General features: G+C 46.9%; 16 protein-coding genes. 4 read left to right on the top strand and 12 right to left on the bottom strand.

What is annotated here, in order from left to right:
- Positions 1–7: 7 nt before the first annotated feature.
- From GGU45_RS20215 to GGU45_RS20205, 3 genes are all read right to left on the bottom strand, one after another.
- A complete protein-coding gene (locus GGU45_RS20215) occupies positions 8–817 on the bottom strand; it encodes a hypothetical protein (RefSeq protein WP_435227870.1) in 810 nt (269 codons plus the stop codon).
- Positions 818–1,431: 614 nt separating this feature from the next.
- The gene (locus GGU45_RS20210; protein ID WP_435227868.1) at positions 1,432–2,349 is read right to left on the bottom strand and encodes a hypothetical protein; all 918 of its coding nucleotides are present in this window, start codon (positions 2,347–2,349) and stop codon (positions 1,432–1,434) included.
- 548 nt (positions 2,350–2,897) lie between these two features.
- Positions 2,898–3,386 (bottom strand): hypothetical protein, encoded by a 489-nt coding sequence (locus GGU45_RS20205; RefSeq protein ID WP_435227866.1) that lies wholly within the window; start codon positions 3,384–3,386, stop codon positions 2,898–2,900.
- A gap of 43 nt (positions 3,387–3,429) precedes the next feature.
- Here GGU45_RS20205 and GGU45_RS20200 point away from each other — a divergent pair, with 43 nt between their 5' ends.
- Both GGU45_RS20200 and GGU45_RS20195 read left to right on the top strand, forming a co-directional pair.
- On the top strand, positions 3,430–3,768 hold the full coding sequence (locus GGU45_RS20200; protein WP_435227865.1) for a YbjQ family protein: 339 nt from the start codon (positions 3,430–3,432) through the stop codon (positions 3,766–3,768).
- A 612-nt stretch (positions 3,769–4,380) separates the two neighbouring features.
- Positions 4,381–4,941 carry a UbiX family flavin prenyltransferase gene (locus tag GGU45_RS20195; protein WP_435227863.1) on the top strand — a complete coding sequence of 187 codons (561 nt, stop codon included), beginning with the start codon at positions 4,381–4,383 and terminating at the stop codon, positions 4,939–4,941.
- A gap of 830 nt (positions 4,942–5,771) precedes the next feature.
- On the opposite strand, the gene GGU45_RS20190 is transcribed toward GGU45_RS20195, so the two are convergent.
- The 4 genes from GGU45_RS20190 to GGU45_RS20175 all read right to left on the bottom strand — a co-directional run bounded on the left by GGU45_RS20190 (position 5,772) and on the right by GGU45_RS20175 (position 10,188).
- Positions 5,772–6,224 (bottom strand): protein-disulfide reductase DsbD domain-containing protein, encoded by a 453-nt coding sequence (locus tag GGU45_RS20190; RefSeq protein WP_435227861.1) that lies wholly within the window; start codon positions 6,222–6,224, stop codon positions 5,772–5,774.
- A gap of 89 nt (positions 6,225–6,313) precedes the next feature.
- Positions 6,314–7,027: a phosphoribosylformylglycinamidine synthase subunit PurQ gene (gene purQ, locus GGU45_RS20185; RefSeq protein WP_435227859.1), complete on the bottom strand. Its 714-nt coding sequence runs from the start codon at positions 7,025–7,027 to the stop codon at positions 6,314–6,316.
- A gap of 532 nt (positions 7,028–7,559) precedes the next feature.
- Complete coding sequence (locus GGU45_RS20180; protein ID WP_435227857.1) at positions 7,560–8,519, bottom strand: hypothetical protein; 960 nt, start codon at positions 8,517–8,519, stop codon at positions 7,560–7,562.
- Positions 8,520–8,622: 103 nt separating this feature from the next.
- Positions 8,623–10,188: a hypothetical protein gene (locus GGU45_RS20175; RefSeq protein ID WP_435227855.1), complete on the bottom strand. Its 1,566-nt coding sequence runs from the start codon at positions 10,186–10,188 to the stop codon at positions 8,623–8,625.
- Positions 10,189–10,367: 179 nt separating this feature from the next.
- Between GGU45_RS20175 and GGU45_RS20170 the strand changes: the two genes are divergently transcribed.
- A complete protein-coding gene (locus tag GGU45_RS20170) occupies positions 10,368–12,347 on the top strand; it encodes a KUP/HAK/KT family potassium transporter (RefSeq protein WP_435227853.1) in 1,980 nt (659 codons plus the stop codon).
- A gap of 407 nt (positions 12,348–12,754) precedes the next feature.
- Here the strand turns inward: GGU45_RS20170 and GGU45_RS20165 are convergent, their stop codons facing one another.
- The 4 genes from GGU45_RS20165 to GGU45_RS20150 form a co-directional block, all read right to left on the bottom strand.
- Positions 12,755–13,693, bottom strand: a complete 939-nt coding sequence (locus GGU45_RS20165; protein WP_435227852.1) for a hydrogen peroxide-inducible genes activator — start codon at positions 13,691–13,693, stop codon at positions 12,755–12,757.
- Positions 13,694–13,977: 284 nt separating this feature from the next.
- Entirely contained in the window at positions 13,978–14,889 is a 912-nt protein-coding gene (locus GGU45_RS20160) for a S66 peptidase family protein (RefSeq protein WP_435227851.1), read from the bottom strand.
- A gap of 12 nt (positions 14,890–14,901) precedes the next feature.
- Positions 14,902–15,930: a S66 peptidase family protein gene (locus GGU45_RS20155; protein WP_435227850.1), complete on the bottom strand. Its 1,029-nt coding sequence runs from the start codon at positions 15,928–15,930 to the stop codon at positions 14,902–14,904.
- A gap of 83 nt (positions 15,931–16,013) precedes the next feature.
- A complete protein-coding gene (locus tag GGU45_RS20150; protein WP_435227848.1) occupies positions 16,014–17,246 on the bottom strand; it encodes a dicarboxylate/amino acid:cation symporter in 1,233 nt (410 codons plus the stop codon).
- A gap of 162 nt (positions 17,247–17,408) precedes the next feature.
- Between GGU45_RS20150 and GGU45_RS20145 the strand changes: the two genes are divergently transcribed.
- Positions 17,409–19,022 carry an ABC-F family ATP-binding cassette domain-containing protein gene (locus GGU45_RS20145; RefSeq protein WP_435227846.1) on the top strand — a complete coding sequence of 538 codons (1,614 nt, stop codon included), beginning with the start codon at positions 17,409–17,411 and terminating at the stop codon, positions 19,020–19,022.
- Between the two features lie 84 nt (positions 19,023–19,106).
- On the opposite strand, the gene GGU45_RS20140 is transcribed toward GGU45_RS20145, so the two are convergent.
- Positions 19,107–19,535 (bottom strand): pyrimidine dimer DNA glycosylase/endonuclease V, encoded by a 429-nt coding sequence (locus tag GGU45_RS20140; RefSeq protein ID WP_435227844.1) that lies wholly within the window; start codon positions 19,533–19,535, stop codon positions 19,107–19,109.
- Between the last annotated feature and the right edge of the window lie 25 nt (positions 19,536–19,560).

Below are 19,560 nucleotides of genomic sequence, written 5' to 3'. Positions count from 1 at the left end.
CTGCACCTTAATCATTAACTACCTTTATTATTTTTGAATAAGTTGGAATCTGAGAATCTTTATCATACTGGGCAATGCGAACATAACCCACTTCTCCTTTTTCCACATCTACTGATTTACCGTCTTTCAAACAGGCGCCTGCAGCCAATACAATTACCACCAGGGCCAATACTCTTGCCCAGCGGGACCGTACCAGGGTGAGCAGGAATAAACCACCCATACCCAAGGCCGCCATTGCAACCGGCAATCCGATGGTCAGGGTATAATTCAGTGGACCAGTAGAATTACCGTCAACCGCTTTTGAATCCAGTTTACCGATGGCCGTCCAGTTTACATTATCACGTGAACCTTCCACTACAAATTCCTTTGAGTTAATTTCAGAAGCCGTTGTCCAGTTGATTTTGATCTGGTCATTCGCTTTTACGGCTGTAATGCTTTCAAAAGCAGCCGAAAGCGGACCGCCGCCAATAACTACAGAACTGGAACCACATTGGGCAGCACCGCAATTGCCGGTATAGGGTATAAACTCCGCCCTCAGCGCAGACAGACCTGCGTTACACATAACTCCTGTATAGGTTTTGTGGCCATCACTCGTGTTACCCTGCAAACAATCTTCCAGAATAAGAACGCCGCCGCAATAGATTTTTACACTGAGGGACTTATTCCCATTCGTATTATAACCGATATCCAGGTTCCAGGTTGAGTTATCCCCACTTGGGTTTGAAAAGACAGCGCTGGTCATATTAATGCAGTTTTGCGCTGTGGCGATAAAGACCATAAAGGCTCCAACAATGGAGAGTAAGAAACGTTTGTTCATTTTGTGCAGTTTTAAAAATTAAAAAATAAAATCAACTAACCATAGAATAACATCAGGCAAAGTGGGCGCAGGGATTCAAAAAATCAGATACATTCAAGCATATCCTAATCATTTTGAGTGGAGGCGCTGTTATCTTCATCCGGTAACACTATAACCAGGATCTTAAATAGCCGGCACAGGATCATGATAACCGGTACGCCATACGGGTTTCAATCTTCACGGTAAGCGGTTGCATCCGCAGCGGATGCGTATATTGGCTTAAAAGGGTATAAGGGTATAGGGCGGATCAGACTCCGGTTAAGTAGTAAATATTCTATACAAACTATTGCATTGAATTTTGGGTATCACTCAAATGTATATCGGTGACAACACTCCCACTAAACGAACACTGACTTTAAGGCCCTCAACTAAACAGTTATATTTTTACTTGCAAGTACTGCTTGGTATCATTCTCTAAGCAAATTTACTTATCTGGACCCCGTTATTATACAAAATTCGATGAAGCCCCCTGTTTACCCGTTAGATTGTTTTCAGACAGGGATAAAGCCAAAAAACAGATCATAAAAAAGGGCTGCCTTTTCAGACAGCCCCGTCATCCTGGTTTTTACTGCACCTTAATCATTAACTACCTTTATTACTTTTGAATAAGCAGGTATATTAGAATCCTTATCATATTGTGCAATGCGTATATAGCCCACTTCGCCTTTCTCCACATCTACCGATTTGCCGTCCTTAAGACAAGCGCCTGCAACTACTATAATGATCACCAGGGCCAGGGCCCGCGCCCACCGGGACCTTACGAGCGTGAGCAGGAATAAACCGGCGATGCCCAATGCCGCTACTGTCACCGGCAAACCAATAACCAGGGTATAATTTAATGGCTGTGTAGAAATACCATTTACGGCTTTTGACTCCAGCTTGCCGATAGCCGTCCAGTTTACATTGTCACGCGAACCTTCCACCACAAACTCCCTGCTGTTATTTTCAGAAGCAGTAGTCCAGCTGATTTCTATCTGGTTATCCTTTTTAACAGCCGCAATATTTTCAAGCTGAACGGGGAGTATTTCGATACCTGTTTGCCAGCAAGCAGGGTTCTTTCCTTTATCGTCCTGAGCCGACCAGGAATCGCCTTTAAAAGTAGGAGGATTGTTTGGATCACAGGTCTCACCCGGGGCCAGCTTTACGGCCAGGCGGATATTGGAAAACACAAACCGGGTACTCCCATCCGGGTTGCCGGGGGTTTTGGTAAATGTAACCCCATCATTTGCATCCTGTACCAAAAAATCATTGTTTGTATCCGGAGGGTAGGTATTAGCCAGGAATACATTGGCCTCACCCAGGCTGTAATTCAACACGAGGGTTAGCAAAGAAGTAGACAACACACCACCGTTAGCATATTTTGGAGCTCCGCTGGGGCCATTTCCAAATGCCCAGGCCGGGCTGGGATAGTCAACCATCCGCCACAAATGAATATAGGCATACTTGTTACCTCCGTTGATTTTTATATCCTCCGTAAGGTTTACAACACGCACACAGTATTTATCACCATTTGGGGCCGTACTGTCAATTGTACTAACAACCTGTACAAGCGGGCCAACAAAAATACAAGGGTCCGCGTTTGCTTTCTTTTGTGTACAAAGGCATAAAAGAAAAGCTGCTGTAAAAATTAAAAACCGAGTTTTCATCGTTGTGCAGTTTTAAGAATTAATAAAAAATAGAATGATGACCAATGAATGACATCGGCAAAGAGGGGGGACAATATTCAAAAATCAGGATACGCTGCGGAGGTATCTCAATAGTTTTGAGTGGGGCCGGGATACCTGTATCTATACACTATAAACGGGATCACAAACAATGTATATGCGCACAGGATCACCCATAGCCGTATGGTTTCGTCTTCAAGGTAAGCTTCTGCATCTGCAACAGATGCCACTATTGGTTTGGGGGGTATTGGGTCTGGTTTGTCAGGCCACAACTATAGTTAGTGTATAAAGTGAAGGTATCTCTTAATAAAAAGATAGCCAATACCCTAATATGGGTATTCTTCAGAATCTTTTAAATGCGGGAGCGCAGGTAATCATTATTGCCGCGCAACAACAATCCGCACGGGTCCCTTTACCCTTCCATCGGCCATATTATTCCTGCCGATGATGAGCATGTATACCCCAGGCTTTTTTGTAGGATACTCCATTATCAGCCCAAAAGGGCCATCCGTTTTACCATCCGGCATTTGAACCTGGCTGATCCGCAGATTCCTGTCCTTGCCCTCAGGTTGCAGCTGCAGGTTCAGGTGCCGGGTATGGGTTACGGGAATCTGAACATGGATTTGCTGATAATCTTTTTGAATATCGGCAATAAAAACGGTGTCGTTTTGCTGCGCCCGCAGGACAATTACGGAATCGTCCGGGTCTTTGGGCCCGTCTTTTGGCATACCTGGCGAAGCCGGAGTGTTTAAACCCGTTGATGATGATGAAGTATCCGCCCCACTGCCCGGACCGGGCCCGGCCATTTCATTACAGGCGCCTGATAACAATAAAAGCAAAACAATATATACAGGTGTTTTCAGCATGATGCTTAAAATTTTGTAGGTTTACAAAAATATTAAATCTGGCATGAACAATAAATTTATCCTCTCAACTACTGCAACGATCAGTTTAAAAGGCGCGGAGATCGTGGAATACTGCGGTATTGTATCCGGTGAAACGGTAATTGGAGCTAATATCGTTCGGGATTTTTTTGCCGGAATCCGTGATATTGTGGGAGGGCGTTCCGGCTCTTATGAGGAAGTTCTGCGGGAGGCTAAGAACACAGCCCTCAAAGAAATGCAGGATTATGCCCTTCAGCTGGGCGCAAATGGAGTAATTGGAGTAGATCTGGACTATGAAACCGTAGGCCAAAGTATGCTGATGGTTACGGCAAGCGGTACCGCCGTTAAGATTGAAGGGATTTAGCAGATCCTGCTCTTTTATCGGTATTATGCAGCCTGCCTCGTGAAGTCTTTGTGGTTGAATTTAAACGCAAAGAACGCAATGATCCCGCGAGGTACGCAACGCCTTCCATTAACTTCTATAGCGACCCTGGCGGATGCCTGGCGCCCTTTGCGGTTGAAGTTAAACCCCCGGCGTCCACGAATGAACAAACAGTTGTTCCTGTTAAAAAAAATAATTGATACGCAGGCAACCGGTAAAGCAAGCAGGCCGTCTTATTCGCGATTGAATAAAAAGGGATAAAAAAATCCCCAACATTGTTACACGTTGGGGACCTTCATCAAAAACCATTAACCATTAAACCTTATCCTATGAAAATTCAATCTCAAATTTATAAACTATTTCCTATATTTCAAAAGTAATATTTTGAAGTACGGGAAATTTTCACATTTTATTACCAATTTATTTCCTGCCAAACCCCTAATAATTTAAAAATCAATAAACCGATTGAGTAAGCTTTTCAGTTTTTTCATCCGGAAATGATCCGATAATTATCGGGATACTAATAAAAGGTTACATTCGGCCATTAAAATCCGTCCGAACGGCATTCAGGCAACGGGCATAAAAAATTTACGGATGAAAAGAAAAATTGTGGTGGCTATTACGGGTGCAAGCGGGTCCATTTACCCTTCACGATTGTTATCCAAACTGTTGCAAATAAAAGACCAGTGGGAGATGGTTGGAGTGGTGGCCACAAAAAACGCAAAAGAAGTTTGGCAGGTTGAAACGGATACGATCTTTGAACCGGAGCCGGCATTTTCCTATTTTGACACCACCAACTTCAATGCGCCCTTTGCATCCGGCAGCGGTCGTTTTGATACGATGATTATTATTCCCTGCTCGATGGGTGTATTGGGGCGGGTTGCCACCGGCATATCAAACGACCTGATCACCAGGGCTGCGGACGTTATTTTAAAGGAGCGGCGCAAACTCATCTGCGTTGTCCGCGAAACCCCCTATAACCTGGTCCATATTAAAAATATGGAAACATTGACGCTCGCGGGCGGCATCGTATGTCCGGCTACCCCTTCCTATTACAGCAAACCCCGCACCATTGAGGAAGTTGCCGACACGGTTGTAGACCGGGTGCTGGACCTGGCAGGTTTTGACATTACCTCTTACCGCTGGGGCCAATAAAAACGGAGAAAGGCCGCAAAGAAGCTGTGTTATTGCCACTGAAACGCAGAAACACAGACGCTTTTAATGCTGCTACAATGGTGTCTGATTTCAATATAAGAAACCCAGATTCTTCCTCCGTATTTCAGACCTGTGGTTTTTTCGCCACTAAGACAGGAAGGCACCAAGACACACAAAGTGTCTTTGCCCTATATATACTTCGCCCCGGTATCAATGTAAAATATTGAATGGAGCATGTCAAATGTAAAAGGAGTGCCCATTTAGGAAAAGGAGCTTGTCAGTGTCAACTGGATCCACTTTTGCATTTTACATTGGATATTTATTATTTTACATTCCCTGAATTTCTCGTGAAAGAAGGGGTTTTTATGGCGAATCGATTCACTTCTTTATCCCCGATTTATCGCATACGCGTCAAGTTAATTTTTGCCCTGGGAGCTGCAGCGCAGCGCTGATCCTGTTAGTAAACGACAATACGGGTAATAAAGGTGCAGCGCACCGGTAATCATTGCGGTTTGTACAAGCCGTGCACAGGAAATTACCGCCGCGCTGCGGCTACGGGAGGTTTTGGAGGTTCATCGTTATAAGGGTCAACGGCGCGCTACGCCTGTTTGCCATTAAAAGATGCGATCTTTTTGGCGCGAAAGGCTTACCCGTACTACATTTCATGGCAACATGATCTGTTCTTAACCTGACGCACATGCGATTTATCGGGGCCGTATATAATTTTTTTGTGTTTCTTGGCGCCTTTGTGACATACGGGGCAATACGTTTCCCCAAAAATAGAAAGGCCACCTGTTGAAGATGACCTTTTAAATAGTTGTTGCTCCTGTTTATCCCAATGGAACATTAAAAGGAATTGTTTTTGGGGGCAGGCATTTTTTATCATCACAAGTCTGGTACTCTACCGTTCCGGAAACGGATGTTTTTGCCGCAGCCTTCAGGGTTACCCTTTGTACAAATGTTACGGTATTGGCATACTGATGCGTTGTGGATTTGGTTGTGGCATCATGAAATTTTTCCATTTTACCTAACTCCTTTACGCTGCCCGTACGCACAATCAGCGGGTTATTGGCAAAGCCCACCTTCGTAGGATAGGCAATGGCATCTTTGGGCTGGGTTTGGGAATAAAGATGCCAGCCGCTTTTTAGCGTGGCTACCATCTGCACTTCGTATACCTTATTACTTATTTTTTTTGCTGAAAATTTCCAACTGGCAGGATCTACCTGCGCCATGGTGCTGCCAAAAGCCATTACGCATAAAAGGCCCACTAAAATATGCTTCATTATTGTTGTTTTTGATTTTACAAATGCAAAGGTAGCATCCGGTTCCTTTACAAAAACCTAAAATGCCGGTTTACTTATGGACGCTTTCCTCAGGAAACAAGTTGCCTGGCCATCAATAAAGAAGTAAGAATCTTTTTACCATCTTCATTACCCAAAACAGCACTGCAGGCTCTTTCGGGATGGGGCATCATTCCAAATACATTACGTTGTGCATTGCTGATACCTGCAATATGATCGATAGCGCCGTTGGGGTTGCTCTCTGGCGTTTCATTGCCCTCCGCATCACAATAGCGGAAGAGGATTTGCCCGTTTGCCTTCAGTTGCTCCAGGGTTTCTGCGTTGGCATAGTAGCGGCCCTCCCCATGTGCAACCGGTATTTTATATACTTCACGGAAATGTTCCGGATCTCCGAGCAACTGCTCCCTATAAGTACCTTCAGGTTTAATATAGATATTCTTGCAAATGTACTGCTGCCGTTCGTTGCGCAGCAAAGCACCGGGAAGCAGGCCCGACTCGCAAAGGATCTGGAACCCATTGCATACTCCATACACCTTTCCCCCGTTATTCGCGAACGCAATCACCTGCTTCATTACCGGGCTAAAACGGGCTATAGCGCCGCACCGGAGGTAATCCCCATAGGAAAATCCTCCCGGCAGCACAATACAATCCTCCGTGTTAAAAGAACTGATATCTTCGTTTTTATGCCAAAGCGGAACTACTTCCTGGTTCAGATCATACTGTAAAGCGTCCAACATATCTCTGTCGCAATTAGACCCCGGAAATACAACTACTCCAAATTTCATGTGATATTGATTTATGGTTCTACCAGACTGCAAAGATAACCCTTCTGGAATTTGAAAATTTGAAAATTTGAAAATGGGGAAATGTGAATGGTCAATGGCCAATAGAGCATGAAACCGGTTTAAGTAAACAGGAAGTAGCTGTAGGGAGCAAGTCGATAGTGTTTCCTTTGGCATTGAAACGAAGCCATGGCAGCCGTTTCCATTAAACTTGCTATTGGGACAGCCCTTTTGGCAACAAACGAACGTTAAATAATATTCGCCGATATTGAACAACGAAGTTGTATAAACTTTTGAACGCCCGCATAGTTCCCGAAGATTTACGCCAATTTTTGCGCATATTTTCGCAGAAAATCAATCCGCGGTAATCAGCGGTGTATTGCATCCGTCTAAAATCAGCGGGAAAATCAGACAATCCGCTTTTTTGGAGAAAAAGTTTATACGATGTCAACATTACCCCCTGCTCAACCCAAAAAACCTGGAATATGAAACAGCAGCATCCAATCTCAAACATGAAACATGAAACAAAATCAACTCACCGGAAAGCCGCAATTTCTACGCCGATAATAAATGCCACCGTCAGCCAGAATGAAATAACCGGGTACAGCCGTACTTCACTGTTCAGGTACCCAAAACCATGTACCGCCGCGCAGGGCACTAATACCAGCACCCAGTTGGTAAACCCGGTGCCAGGGTTCACAAAAGCAATGGCCACGGCCACGGCAAAATAGCTCAAAAACAGCATCCAGCCTTTCCGTACCTGTATCAGCATTTTTGATGAAAGCGCATGAATAGAATAAATGCCTGCCAGCAGCGGCAGAATAGTCAGAAACAACGCACCGGCAAACCAAAGCTGCTGTTTACCCAGCCTGAGCCCTACCGAAAAAGGCTCCAGCAGGGTATGAACCGTACCCCATTGATCCGACAAAAACAGGTAGATCAGGTAAAAATAATAGGGCGTCAAAAACCCAAATAAAAGCAGCAGCCACTCATTGATGCGAAACGGCCTCAGCATGCCCAATGCCAGTAACCCCCAGATAAGAAAAAATACCGCCGGCTGAAAAAACATGGTAGCACTCCCCAGCGCGAGGCCACAATTAAAAATGAACCCTTTGGCATTGGGGTGACTATGCGCCTTTAAAATAAAGATAAAGGACAACAGGAACAGGAGGGAAACAATAAGGGGCGCCGATAAATAATTAAATTCAGGGATAAATGAAGAAACCAGCATGAGTACCATGCCGGGGAGGTAATTGGCCTTATTTACCAGGCGCTGATTGTTAATAAAATTTGTAAGCAGGTAGGCCTGCCAAAACAGGAGTAAAAAAGCCGCCGCCGCATAAAAAGAGGGAAAGACAGCCGCAACAGGCTCCAGCAGTTTGAGCAGGTGGTCGTAAAGAAACCCGTCCTGAGGGCGCGTCACCACGGCGCGCTGCTGTACTGCCGACAACAGTAACCAGGGCCATTTCAGCATTAGCCCCAGTATGAAAATCATAATAAGATTTCCCGGGTTCTTTTGTTTAAAAACGCCAATCACAGTAACAGTCAGTTATTAATAGATAAAACATTATCGCCCTATGAGGCGGGGAATCCGTTTTTTAAAAATCAACCTTTGCAAAAGAAATGCTTTTCTTATATAAATAGGGAATGATCATACTGCCCGGCCCTACCTGTTTTCCATAACGGGGCATAAAATCTACATATTTATCCTTCGCTTCTATGGGCTCCGCTTCGGTCATTTGACCATTTTCGGTGATGATCACATCATCGAGGTCCGAAATTTTTGCAGCACGGTTTAGCACAAAATGCATCTGGTCGCCGCGAAGCAGCACCTGGTAGGAGATGGTACCATCGGTTTCTGTTTCGGATTGATCTTTGAAAATGATATTTTCTGTTGTGCGGTTGCCTCCCCGGTCAAAAGAAAACACGCCAATATTGCCGGCATGATAGCGGGCGTATCCGTCATAACCATAACCAGGCCCCCACCAATAACTCCTGTAAAAGAAGGGGGAATAGTAGCGATAGGGCGACCAGTAACCGCCGCCCCAGGGGCCCCAGCCCCCGTAAAAGCCGTAGGATCCGTAGAAACCTCCGCCACCCCAATAGTTCCACCGATCCCACATACCGCTGGCATTAGTTGTATAAAGTTCTTCCGCGGCAACCGTAAAGCCGCCATCCCGGTTTATGATAACATTGTTTATAAACAGGTCGTTAAAGGCGGTTTTACTGCCGCTTTTGCCACCTATTTTCTTTTTCAGATCTTCGTTAAAAGGGGTAACGGTTTCAAATAATTTTTCATGTTGATCTGCACTCAGCGCATAATTGTAAATGCCTGCAATATTTCCTCTTTTTTGGGTAGCGTAAAACGAAGTCATCAGGTAACGATTGTTAGCCTCATCCACTTTCAGTTTTATATCATCGAGAAACAAATCATTAACCGAAAGGGGGTATTCTTTATAAATATCGCTGTTTTCGGATTTTACGATCAGGGCCGCATCCTGTATATTGCCGCTGTTGAGCCGATTATACTTGATAAAGGCAAAATCCCCATTATTTGCCAGGCTGTATCCCGTCAGAAAATCGCCTCCCCTTACCATTGGGAGCGTATAGCGGCTTTCTTTGATCAGGTGCAGCTCCCGGTCAAAAAGCCGGGTTTTAAAAACATGATGAGCAGGGTCCTTCTTATTGATCTTAAATAACAGGATCTTGCTGCCATCACTGCTTTGTTCGGAACTATTGATCTTCCGGTCTGCCTTATAGGCAATAATTGTAGTATCCAGTGTAACCGGTGCGTCAAGGATTTTGCCATTGGCTTCAATTCTTACGGCATTACAGTACACCGTACTTCCCTGCTGAAACTGGTACAGCATGTATGCATAATTATGAAAGGGGTAAAAAGTAAGATCCAGCAGGTCGCCTTTCTTTGGAAGGATGGTTACGGGAACCGACTCCAGCAGCTGCATGCTTTCATTAAACACGTTGATCTGGTGCTTCCCTTTCACTTCTTTATAAATAAGATAGTTATTGGCCAGTTTGCCCAGGATTTCGAAGTTCATCCGTTGCACATCGGCTTTATTTGCTTCTGCATACACAATACTTTGCGCCTTTGCAACGTTTATAAGGCTGAAACAGAGTAGTAACAGACTAAAAATCAACTTTTTCATAAATCTTTTTAATATTCAATTATAAAGTTACAGCTTTCTCATGATTCCCTGCCGGCTTTTAACAAAGCCTGTTATAAGCGAGAAAATATAATGAAAGGCGGTAATAAAATAAGTTTTTTGTTTATTAATCTTTATCTAAACTTTGCTGCTTTATTGCAGAATAAATGGACTCATTGCAAGTGAAAGCTTCTACAAACAAAATGACGGCCGCTGGCCTGCTGGTTGCGTTGGGAATTATCTATGGGGACATTGGCACGTCCCCTTTGTATGTGTTTAACGCCATTATAGGAAACCGGGAAATCAATGAACTGTTGGTAATAGGATCCCTCTCCTGCATCATCTGGACCCTTACGCTGCAAACCACCATCAAATATGTAGTGCTTATTCTGAGAGCCGATAACCGGGGGGAAGGCGGTACTTTTGCCCTGTTTGCCCTGGTGCGGCGCCGACGAAAATGGCTGGTTATCCCCGCCATGATTGGCGGCGCGGCCATGATTGCCGATGGGATCATTACCCCGCCTATGACCATCACCTCTGCTGTTGAAGGTTTATCTATCCTGCCCTCGCTCCGGCACATGTCTACCAACACCGTTGTCATCATTGTTCTCTGTATTCTCAGCGCTTTCTTCTTCCTGCAGCAATTTGGAACGGCTTCCATTGGCAAAGTCTTTGGCCCGATCATGTTTCTCTGGTTCACCATGCTGGCCATTTTTGGGATTGGCCATCTTTTTGACGATATTTCTATATTCCGCGCACTGAGCCCACATTATGCTATTGATTTTCTTATCCGGTATCCGCATGGGTTCTGGCTGCTGGGTGCCGTATTTCTCTGTACTACAGGGGCAGAGGCGCTGTACAGCGATCTGGGTCATTGCGGGCGCGAAAACATTCGGGTCTCCTGGATGTATGTAAAACTTTGTCTGCTGCTCAACTACTTTGGCCAGGGCGCTTATTTGCTGTCGCACCATAACGGGCTTACCGTTACCGAATCGGTGAAAAAAACGCTGGGTATTAATGCCTTTTTCAACCTGATGCCCGAGTGGTTTATTGTGCCGGGGGTCATCATTGCCACTACTGCCGCCATCATTGCCAGCCAGGCTATGATTTCCGGCGCCTATACCCTCATCAGCGAAGCCATGCGCTTAAACCTCTGGCCCAAGGTAAAGATCCGTTATCCATCGGAGGCCAAGGGCCAGCTGTTTATCCCTGCCATTAACTCACTGATGTTTGTGGGTTGTATAGGAGTGGTCCTCTATTTTCAGCAATCCTCCCGAATGGAGGCTGCTTATGGTTTAGCGATCATTGTAACCATGCTTACCACAACTATTCTTTTTGCAAATTACCTGGTGCTGAAAAGGATCCGGCCGGTGTGGGTCTATATTTTTATTGCCGGCTATCTCACCATTGAAATCGCCTACCTGATAGCTTTGCTGGCGAAGTTTGTGCATGGAGGTTATATTACGGTGATGATCGGCGGCCTGATGTTTATGGTGATGTATGTCTGGTACAGGGCCCGGAAAATCAAGAACCGTTACGTGGAGTTTGTACGCATGGAGCACTATATACCCAAGATGCAGGAGCTTAGCGCCGACCGGTCCATTGCCAAGTATGCCACCCACCTGATCTATCTGACCAGTGCAGATAATCCAAAGGAAATTGAGCATAAGATCATTTATTCCATCCTGAATAAGAAACCTAAACGGGCCGATATTTACTGGTTTGTGCATGTAGATACCCTGGATGATCCGTACACAGCGGAATACAAAGTGGAGCACATCATTCCCAATGATATCATCCGTATTGATTTCAGGCTGGGATTCCGGATACAACCCCGCATCAACATCATGTTTAAAAAAGTAGTGGAAGATCTGGTAGTGAATAATGAAGTGAACATTATCAGCCGCTATGAAAGTTTGGCCAGCAGCAATACCGTAGGCGATTTCCAGTTTATGGTGATGGAAAAATACCTCAGTCCGGATAATGACCTGCCTTTTATGGAGAAGATCACCATGAAGCTGCATTTCCTGATCAAGCAGATCAGCCTTTCCGAAGAAAAGGGCTTCGGACTGGACCTTTCCAATGTGACGGTAGAAAAGTTTCCGCTGATCGTAGCACCGCTCACCAGCGTTAAGCTAAACCGAATCCAGGATCCGGAATAGCTTTTGTTTCAGGTTTCAGGTTTCAGGTTTAAAGTTTCATGTCAGATCCGGTTCTGTGCTCATTGATCCATTGACTATTCACTTATGTACTATTCACTGTTTGAGGGTTGAGGTTTAAGCTTCGGTACAAACCGGGTTCTTCGTATATTAAGGTTTAAAGTTCCAGGTTTCACGTTAGATCCGTTTTTATGCTCCATATACGAACTTTCCGCTACTTGCTATTCCCTGTATAATATCGGCCAAAGAAAGATCAAGGAGCAGTAGCGACATTTTCAAATTTTCAAATTCCCACATTTTACTTTTAAAGGGTGAGAAATGAAATGTTGATGGCTTAATACCGGGGTTCCAGGGCGTTGTCTGAAAGCTCACTACTAATTGCTAATCGCTGATAGCAGAAAGCTGTAAGCTCACCCGATCGGTATTACATTGGGTGAGGGTTTTTTCTTCAGCTTCTCGGGCACGGCCAGCAGAATTTCGTCCCGGAGAGCCTTTACCAATTTTTCTTTCAGAAAGTCGCGGTGCACCGCCAGGCTTACTTCGCGAACGGGCACAGGCTTCTTAAAATGCCGGATCAGCTGTTGCTGGCTTTTCGGCATCTGCAGGGTCACCAGCTCCGGCACAATGGTAACGCCATCGCTGATCTCCACCATCCGCTTCAGGGTTTCGAGGCTACCGGCCTCATACTCCAGGCCGGAATGTTCTTTGCTCTGCTGCTGCAATTCACAGATGGAAAGGATCTGTGACCGGAAGCAATGGCCTTCTTCCAACAACCAGAGTTTGCTGGTGTCGATATCCCGGGGCAGAATATACTGTTTTTCATACGCCCGGTTTTTTTTGGAAGTAAACACCATCAGCTCTTCGTAAAACAATACGTGCTCTGTAATGCCGGGTTCGTTCAGCGGGGTTACCAGGATGCCGGCATCAATTTTTTCATCTTTCAGATAGGAAACGATCAGCTCGGTCATCAGCTCGTGGATGATCAGTTTTATATCCGGGTATTTTTTTATAAAAGCAGGTACAAAAATGGGAAGCAGGTAGGGCGCCAGGGTGGGAATGATCCCGATGCGCAGCTGACCGGAGATCTTCCCCTTCTGATCTTCGATAAACCGGTTCAGCTCATTGCGCGCATGCAGCACGCGCCGCGCATGCTCCAGTATGCCCTGCCCGGTAGACGTGGGCACCACCGGAAGCTTACTGCGGTCAAAGATCTTCACCCCCAGCTCTTCCTCCAGCTTCTGTATCTGCATGCTCAATGTGGGCTGGGTAATGTAACAGGAATCCGCTGCTTTTATAAAGTTCCGGTGGGTGTCTACGGCAATAATATATTCCAGTTGCTGCAAGGTCATGATTATCTATTTTGTCTATAAAGATAGACAATGTATCGATTTCAACTATAAACCAAAAAGTTGCTGTGTTATCGCCACTGAGATTCTGTAGCAGTGCCACTGAAACACAGAAACACAGATTCTTTTAGTGCTGCAGCGATAACCCGCTTTTAATTTAGAAGAGCCCAAAGCCTTCAGTGCCTCAGAGATTCTGTGGCAGTGCCACTGACACAGAAGCAAAAAGCATCGTATTTCCGCTTCGTGCATCTTCGTGGTTTCCGGCCTTCGCGGCAACAACAGCACTGCTATAGCTCCTCCAGCACTGTTCTTTTATCAATCGTCAAACGGTAATGCCCTCCTACTTTCAACGCATAATTTTCCTTATCGTGGCTCACCGGAAAATCAAAACAAACGGGGTAATCGTATTCCTTTACCTTATCCCAAAGCAGGTCTTTCAGGTCTTCGCCAAAAGGGCGTGCGGTATCCTGCAGATCGGTAAAGCGGCCAAACACCAGGCCCGCCAGCCGGCTCAGTTTGCCGCTGCGTTTCATCTGGTACAGCATGCGGTCGATGCTGTATTTCTGTTCGCCGATATCTTCTATAAACAGGATCTTCCCCCGGGTCTGCATGTCGGAACGGGTGCCGATTGCATTAACCAGCAGCGACAAATTGCCCCCTACCAGTTGCCCGGTTGCCGTACCCCTCCGGTTGTACCGGGAGCCCTGTACTTTGTAGGAGGCTTTTGTGCCGCCGAGGGCCTGGCGCAGCGACTGTACATAGCGGTTCTTATATCCATCGCCATTAAAAGCCGCGGCCATGGGAGCATGCAGCCCCGCAATACCAAAATTGCGGACGACATGGTTATGAAAGATCGTAATATCACTAAACCCTATTACCCATTTTGGTTTTTTCCGGAATTTCTTAAAGTTGACCTGGTCAATGATGCGTCCCATTCCATAGCCGCCGCGGCCGCAAAGCACCGCCTGCACACTATCATCGTCCAGCATCTGCTGCAGGTCCTGCAGGCGCGCTGCGTCCGTTCCGGAAAAATAATTACCGGAAATGCCTCCCAGCGTTTGTCCCGTTTTTACGGCAAATCCCCACTGCCGCAGTACGCGTATACATGTTGCCGCTTTAGCCGCATCCAAATAACCGGCGGGGCATACGATACCGATGGTGTCGCCTTTTTTTAAAGAAGGAGGTAATATTATAGACATGATAGGATACTTTTATATACTGGTTAATGTTGCTCCCTCTGCGGCAACCGTTAACCGGTGCTCAACGCCGCAGCGCAAGGCATAATTATTGATCTGGTGCCCCACCGGAAAATCGAAACAAACGGGGTAGCTATACGCTTTCACTTTCTCAAGGACAATATCATAGATATTTTTACCGAACTGCTCATCCAGCGGATCCTGCTTAACCTTCATTCCACCCACAATCAGCCCTGCCAATCCGGACAACTTACCCGTACGCTTCAGATTCCAGAACATCCGGTCGATGCTGTAGAGGTATTCCCCGGTATCTTCTACAAACAGGATCCGGCCATAGGTATTTATATCAGATGCCGATCCGGCCAGGGTTTCGATCGTTTTAAGATTGCCGCCCACCAGCGGAGCAGTAGCCGTTCCCGGCCGGTTTAATTTATTAAACGCCTCGGCGGTATAGCTCATTTTTTCACCCGTCAGGGCCTTCCGGATGGATTCAATGGTATCTTTTTGCAAGGGATCTGCCGTGTCCCAAACATCCGGGAAACTGTTGCACATTTTGGAATGGATGGAGGCAATCCCAAAATTCCGGTTGATGTGTGCATGCAGCACCGTGATATCGCTGAAGCCGATGACCCATTTAGGATGCGCTTTAAACTGGTCCCAGTTCAACTCATCCACGATCCTTACAGACCCGTACCCTCCGCGGGCGCACATAATGGCTTTTATTTCGGGATCATCGAGCATCTTTTGAAGATCTTCCCGGCGTTCCGCGTCGGTACCGCCAAAGGTAAAATCACGCTTGCCAATAGTATAACCCAACCGTATCTTAAATCCCCATTGCTGCATCAGCGTAGCCGCGGGCAGGATTCCCTCCCGAGTAATAAATCCCGCGGGTGCGGTAATGCCGATCATATCACCCGGTTTCAGATAGGGAGGAGTTATGATCTTATTGCCCGTTCCGGTAACGCCTGCATTGATCACGGCCATCGGCATACCCGCCGCCGCCAGCAGCGTCATTGAAGATTGCACAAAGGTTTTACGGTTCATAGCTGCTAAGATAGGGCGGTTTCACGTTCAAAGTTCCATGTTTCATGTTTCAGCGCGGAACTTTAAACCTCAAACGTGAAACATCAAATATCAAACCTCGCCCCTGTAATCCGGGTTACCACCATGGCCGCAACGGTATTACCGGTGGCATTGAGAACGGTGGCCAGCGGATCCACAAGGGTGCCAATGATCATTACCGCAGGCACGGTCTCCGGCGGTAGACGATAGGCAGCAATCATCAGCAGTTCGCCGATATATCCCCCGTTGGGGATGCCTCCTTCTACCATACTGCACAGTACCGTAATCCCCAATGCAAGGGCCAGGTTCTGCGGTTCAAAAAAATTCCACCCCAGCATCTGGAACACCACGTAGATCTTGACGATCGCTGAAATAGCGGAACCATTTTTGTGCAAGGTAGTGCCCAGGGGAATCACTACATTGGCGATGGGCACGGGGATGCCGATACGTTCCGCAGCTACAAGGTTTGCCGGCATGGTAGCCAGGCTGCTGCAGGTACTTACCGCAGTAAGTGATGGTACAATATTGTTTTTCCAGAAGAGGCGTATGCCTTTACGCCCATTGGCAACAAAGGCATAGATGGTAAAAAAGATAAAAAAATACAGGATCCCCGTTCCATAATACAACGCCATCGGCTTTGCATAAAAGCCAAACAGCTGCGGCCCAAGATCGGCTGCCTGGTAGGCTATATAAGCGCCCAGACCCACTGGCGCCCCTTTCATGATCAGTAGCAGCAGGTTCTTCATTACCTCATTGCCCGCCACCAAAAAATCAAAAAAGGGCTTGCCCCGCTCCCCCGATTGGCGCACCGCTGTTCCCAACAGCAAAGCAAATACCAGCAACGCCAGCATGTTTTGCCGGGACAGCAGCTGGTAAAACTCTCCCACAGTAAAAAACGCTACCAGGCGCGCTCCCCAGGTCCGGTGATCGCCCTCCGGAATTGATGGTACCGTGCTCCTGTCTGCAAGCGGAATGGCCGGTGGAAACAGCCAGGCCATCATTATGGTAAAAATTGCTGCCAGCAATATAAAGGCCAGGAACGTTATGGTCATTGCCGCCAGCACCCGCCCCAGCCGGTTCTTTTGCTCAATGGCGGCCACAGATACCGCAATGGCAAAAAAGACCAGTGGCACCACCGTAACAAAAAGCAGGTTGAGGAATATATCACCCACCGGTTTCAGAACAGGAACGGCTTGCGGAAACAAAATACCGGTCATGGCACCCGCGGCCATGCCTGTCAGCAGTAAAATGATGCCGGAGTAGCTGTTCCACAATTGTTTGCCTGAAAATTTTACCATACACCTATAAAAATAAGCAAAAACAGGAATTTATAAAACCCGTATCTTTGCACCTCAAAACAATTTTACCTCACAAGCAGATGTAATCAATTCTTTCTTTTAACACAACAGGACCAGGCCTTCCCGGGCCGCTATTTTTTGAATCCTTATAAAGAAAGAATCATGCTGATATTTCAGAACCTGTCTTATATCCATCCCGACAAAGAGCCGCTCTTCAGTAATCTCCATCTTACGATAGCCCCCCATGATAAGGTAGCTTTAATCGGCAACAATGGTGCAGGAAAATCGACCCTGCTCCGGGTAATCGCCGGCCTGTTGCCCCCCTCTGCGGGGCATATTGAACCGGGTCTGCAGCCTTACTTTGTTCCCCAGGTATTTGGGCAATACAACCATCTTACTATTGCACAGGCGCTGGGTATTGAAAGCAAACGGAATGCACTGAAGGCAATACTCAACGGCCACACATCAGAAGCGCATTTTACAGCGCTTGATGACGACTGGACCATCGAAGAGCGGTGTACCGCAGCCCTGCATTACTGGCAGCTGGAGGATCTTGACCTGTCGCAACCCATGCATACATTAAGCGGCGGGCAAAAAACAAAAGTATTCCTGGCGGGGATGCATATTCACCAGGCGGAGCTCATTCTTTTAGATGAGCCCAGTAACCACCTGGATGCTGCAGGCCGGCAATTGTTATATCGCTTTATCCAGTCAACCCCGGCAGCCCTGATCACGGTGAGCCACGACCGGGTATTGCTGAACCTTTTAAGTACGGTATATGAGCTGGACAAACGCGGCATCACGGTTTATGGCGGTAATTACGATTTTTATAGCGCGCAAAAACAGGCGGCGCAGGAGGCACTGAACCAGGACCTACAAAACAAGGAAAAAGCGCTCCGGAAAGCCCGGGAAAAAGAACGGGAAACGCTGGAACGCCAGCAAAAGTTGGATGCGCGCGGTAAAGCCAAACAGGAGAAGGCCGGTATTGCCCGCATTATGATGAACACCCTGCGAAATAATGCGGAACGCAGCACCTCAAAGATCGGCAGCGCACATGCTGAAAAAGTGGGTGGCATGGCGCAGGAGCTTCGGGAACTGCGCTCCACGCTGCCGGATGCCGATAAAATGAAATTCGGGTTCGGACATGCAGCCCTGCATAAAGGCAAGGTTTTGGTTACCGCCACCGCCATCAACTACGCCCATAGTGCGCAACCACTGTGGAGCAAGCCCCTGTCGTTCCAGATTCTCAGCGGAGAACGAATCGCCCTGGAGGGCCTGAACGGTTCCGGCAAAACCACCCTGATCCAGCTTATAACAGGAGCACTCGCACCGCAAACCGGCGCCCTTTACCGCACAGCGGGCCATACTGTTTATATCGACCAGGACTACTCACTGATCCATAACCTGCTGACGGTTTACCAACAGGCGCAACAATTTAATACTGCGGCCTTGCAGGAACACGAAGTAAAAATCCGGCTGAGCCGTTTCCTGTTTACACCGGAGTACTGGAACAAATCCTGCAGTACACTGAGTGGCGGAGAGCGGATGCGCCTGATGCTTTGCTGCCTTACCATCGGCCACCAGTCGCCGGATATCATTATACTGGACGAGCCTACTAATAACCTGGACCTGCAGAACATTGAGATCCTGACGACCGCTATTAACGAATACCAGGGTACGCTGATCGTTGTATCCCATGATCCTCATTTTCTGGAACAGATCCATATAGAAAAAACGATCCGCCTGGATAATACTTCGACAGGGATCAATTTCTGAGCACTAAGGGGTGGAATCAATCAATTTTTTATCTGCTATATATAGCGGGGCCCAGTGTAAAAAGCCTTCATTGACAGCAGATGGCTAAACGATCTCCCAGGCTTCAATACCACCGGCTACCACCTCAAACAACCGGTTGGTTTCAATATCCGCGGTGCACTGAAGCTGCCTGAATTTTTCCGGGTCCCGGGTCCGGAGCTTCTTCATCAGGTGATGAAATTCATACTCCAGTTGTCCGGCCGTTACCTCTATCCGGGTAGTGGCTGAGGCCCCTCCAATCTTTGTTTGATCAAACCGGTACCCCCTGTGCATCGCTTCTTCATAAACAGTTGTTAGATATTCATTGATGGCCTCCACCGGTTTTTGCAAATTTTTAAACCGGGTTAACTGCGGATGGTTCCTGTACCCGGCCGTTTTGCCCTCCAAAACATGCCGGGCAAGCAGCGCCTCCCGCCAGAGGGCAACAAGACCTTTCGCATCCAGGTACTTCGGATGTAATGACCAGATCCTCATATTTTAATTATAAAGATGAACACCA

Source organism: Niabella hirudinis, from assembly GCF_051201075.1.
Lineage (GTDB): Bacteria > Bacteroidota > Bacteroidia > Chitinophagales > Chitinophagaceae > Niabella > Niabella hirudinis.
This window is presented reverse-complemented; position numbering and strand designations above follow the sequence as displayed.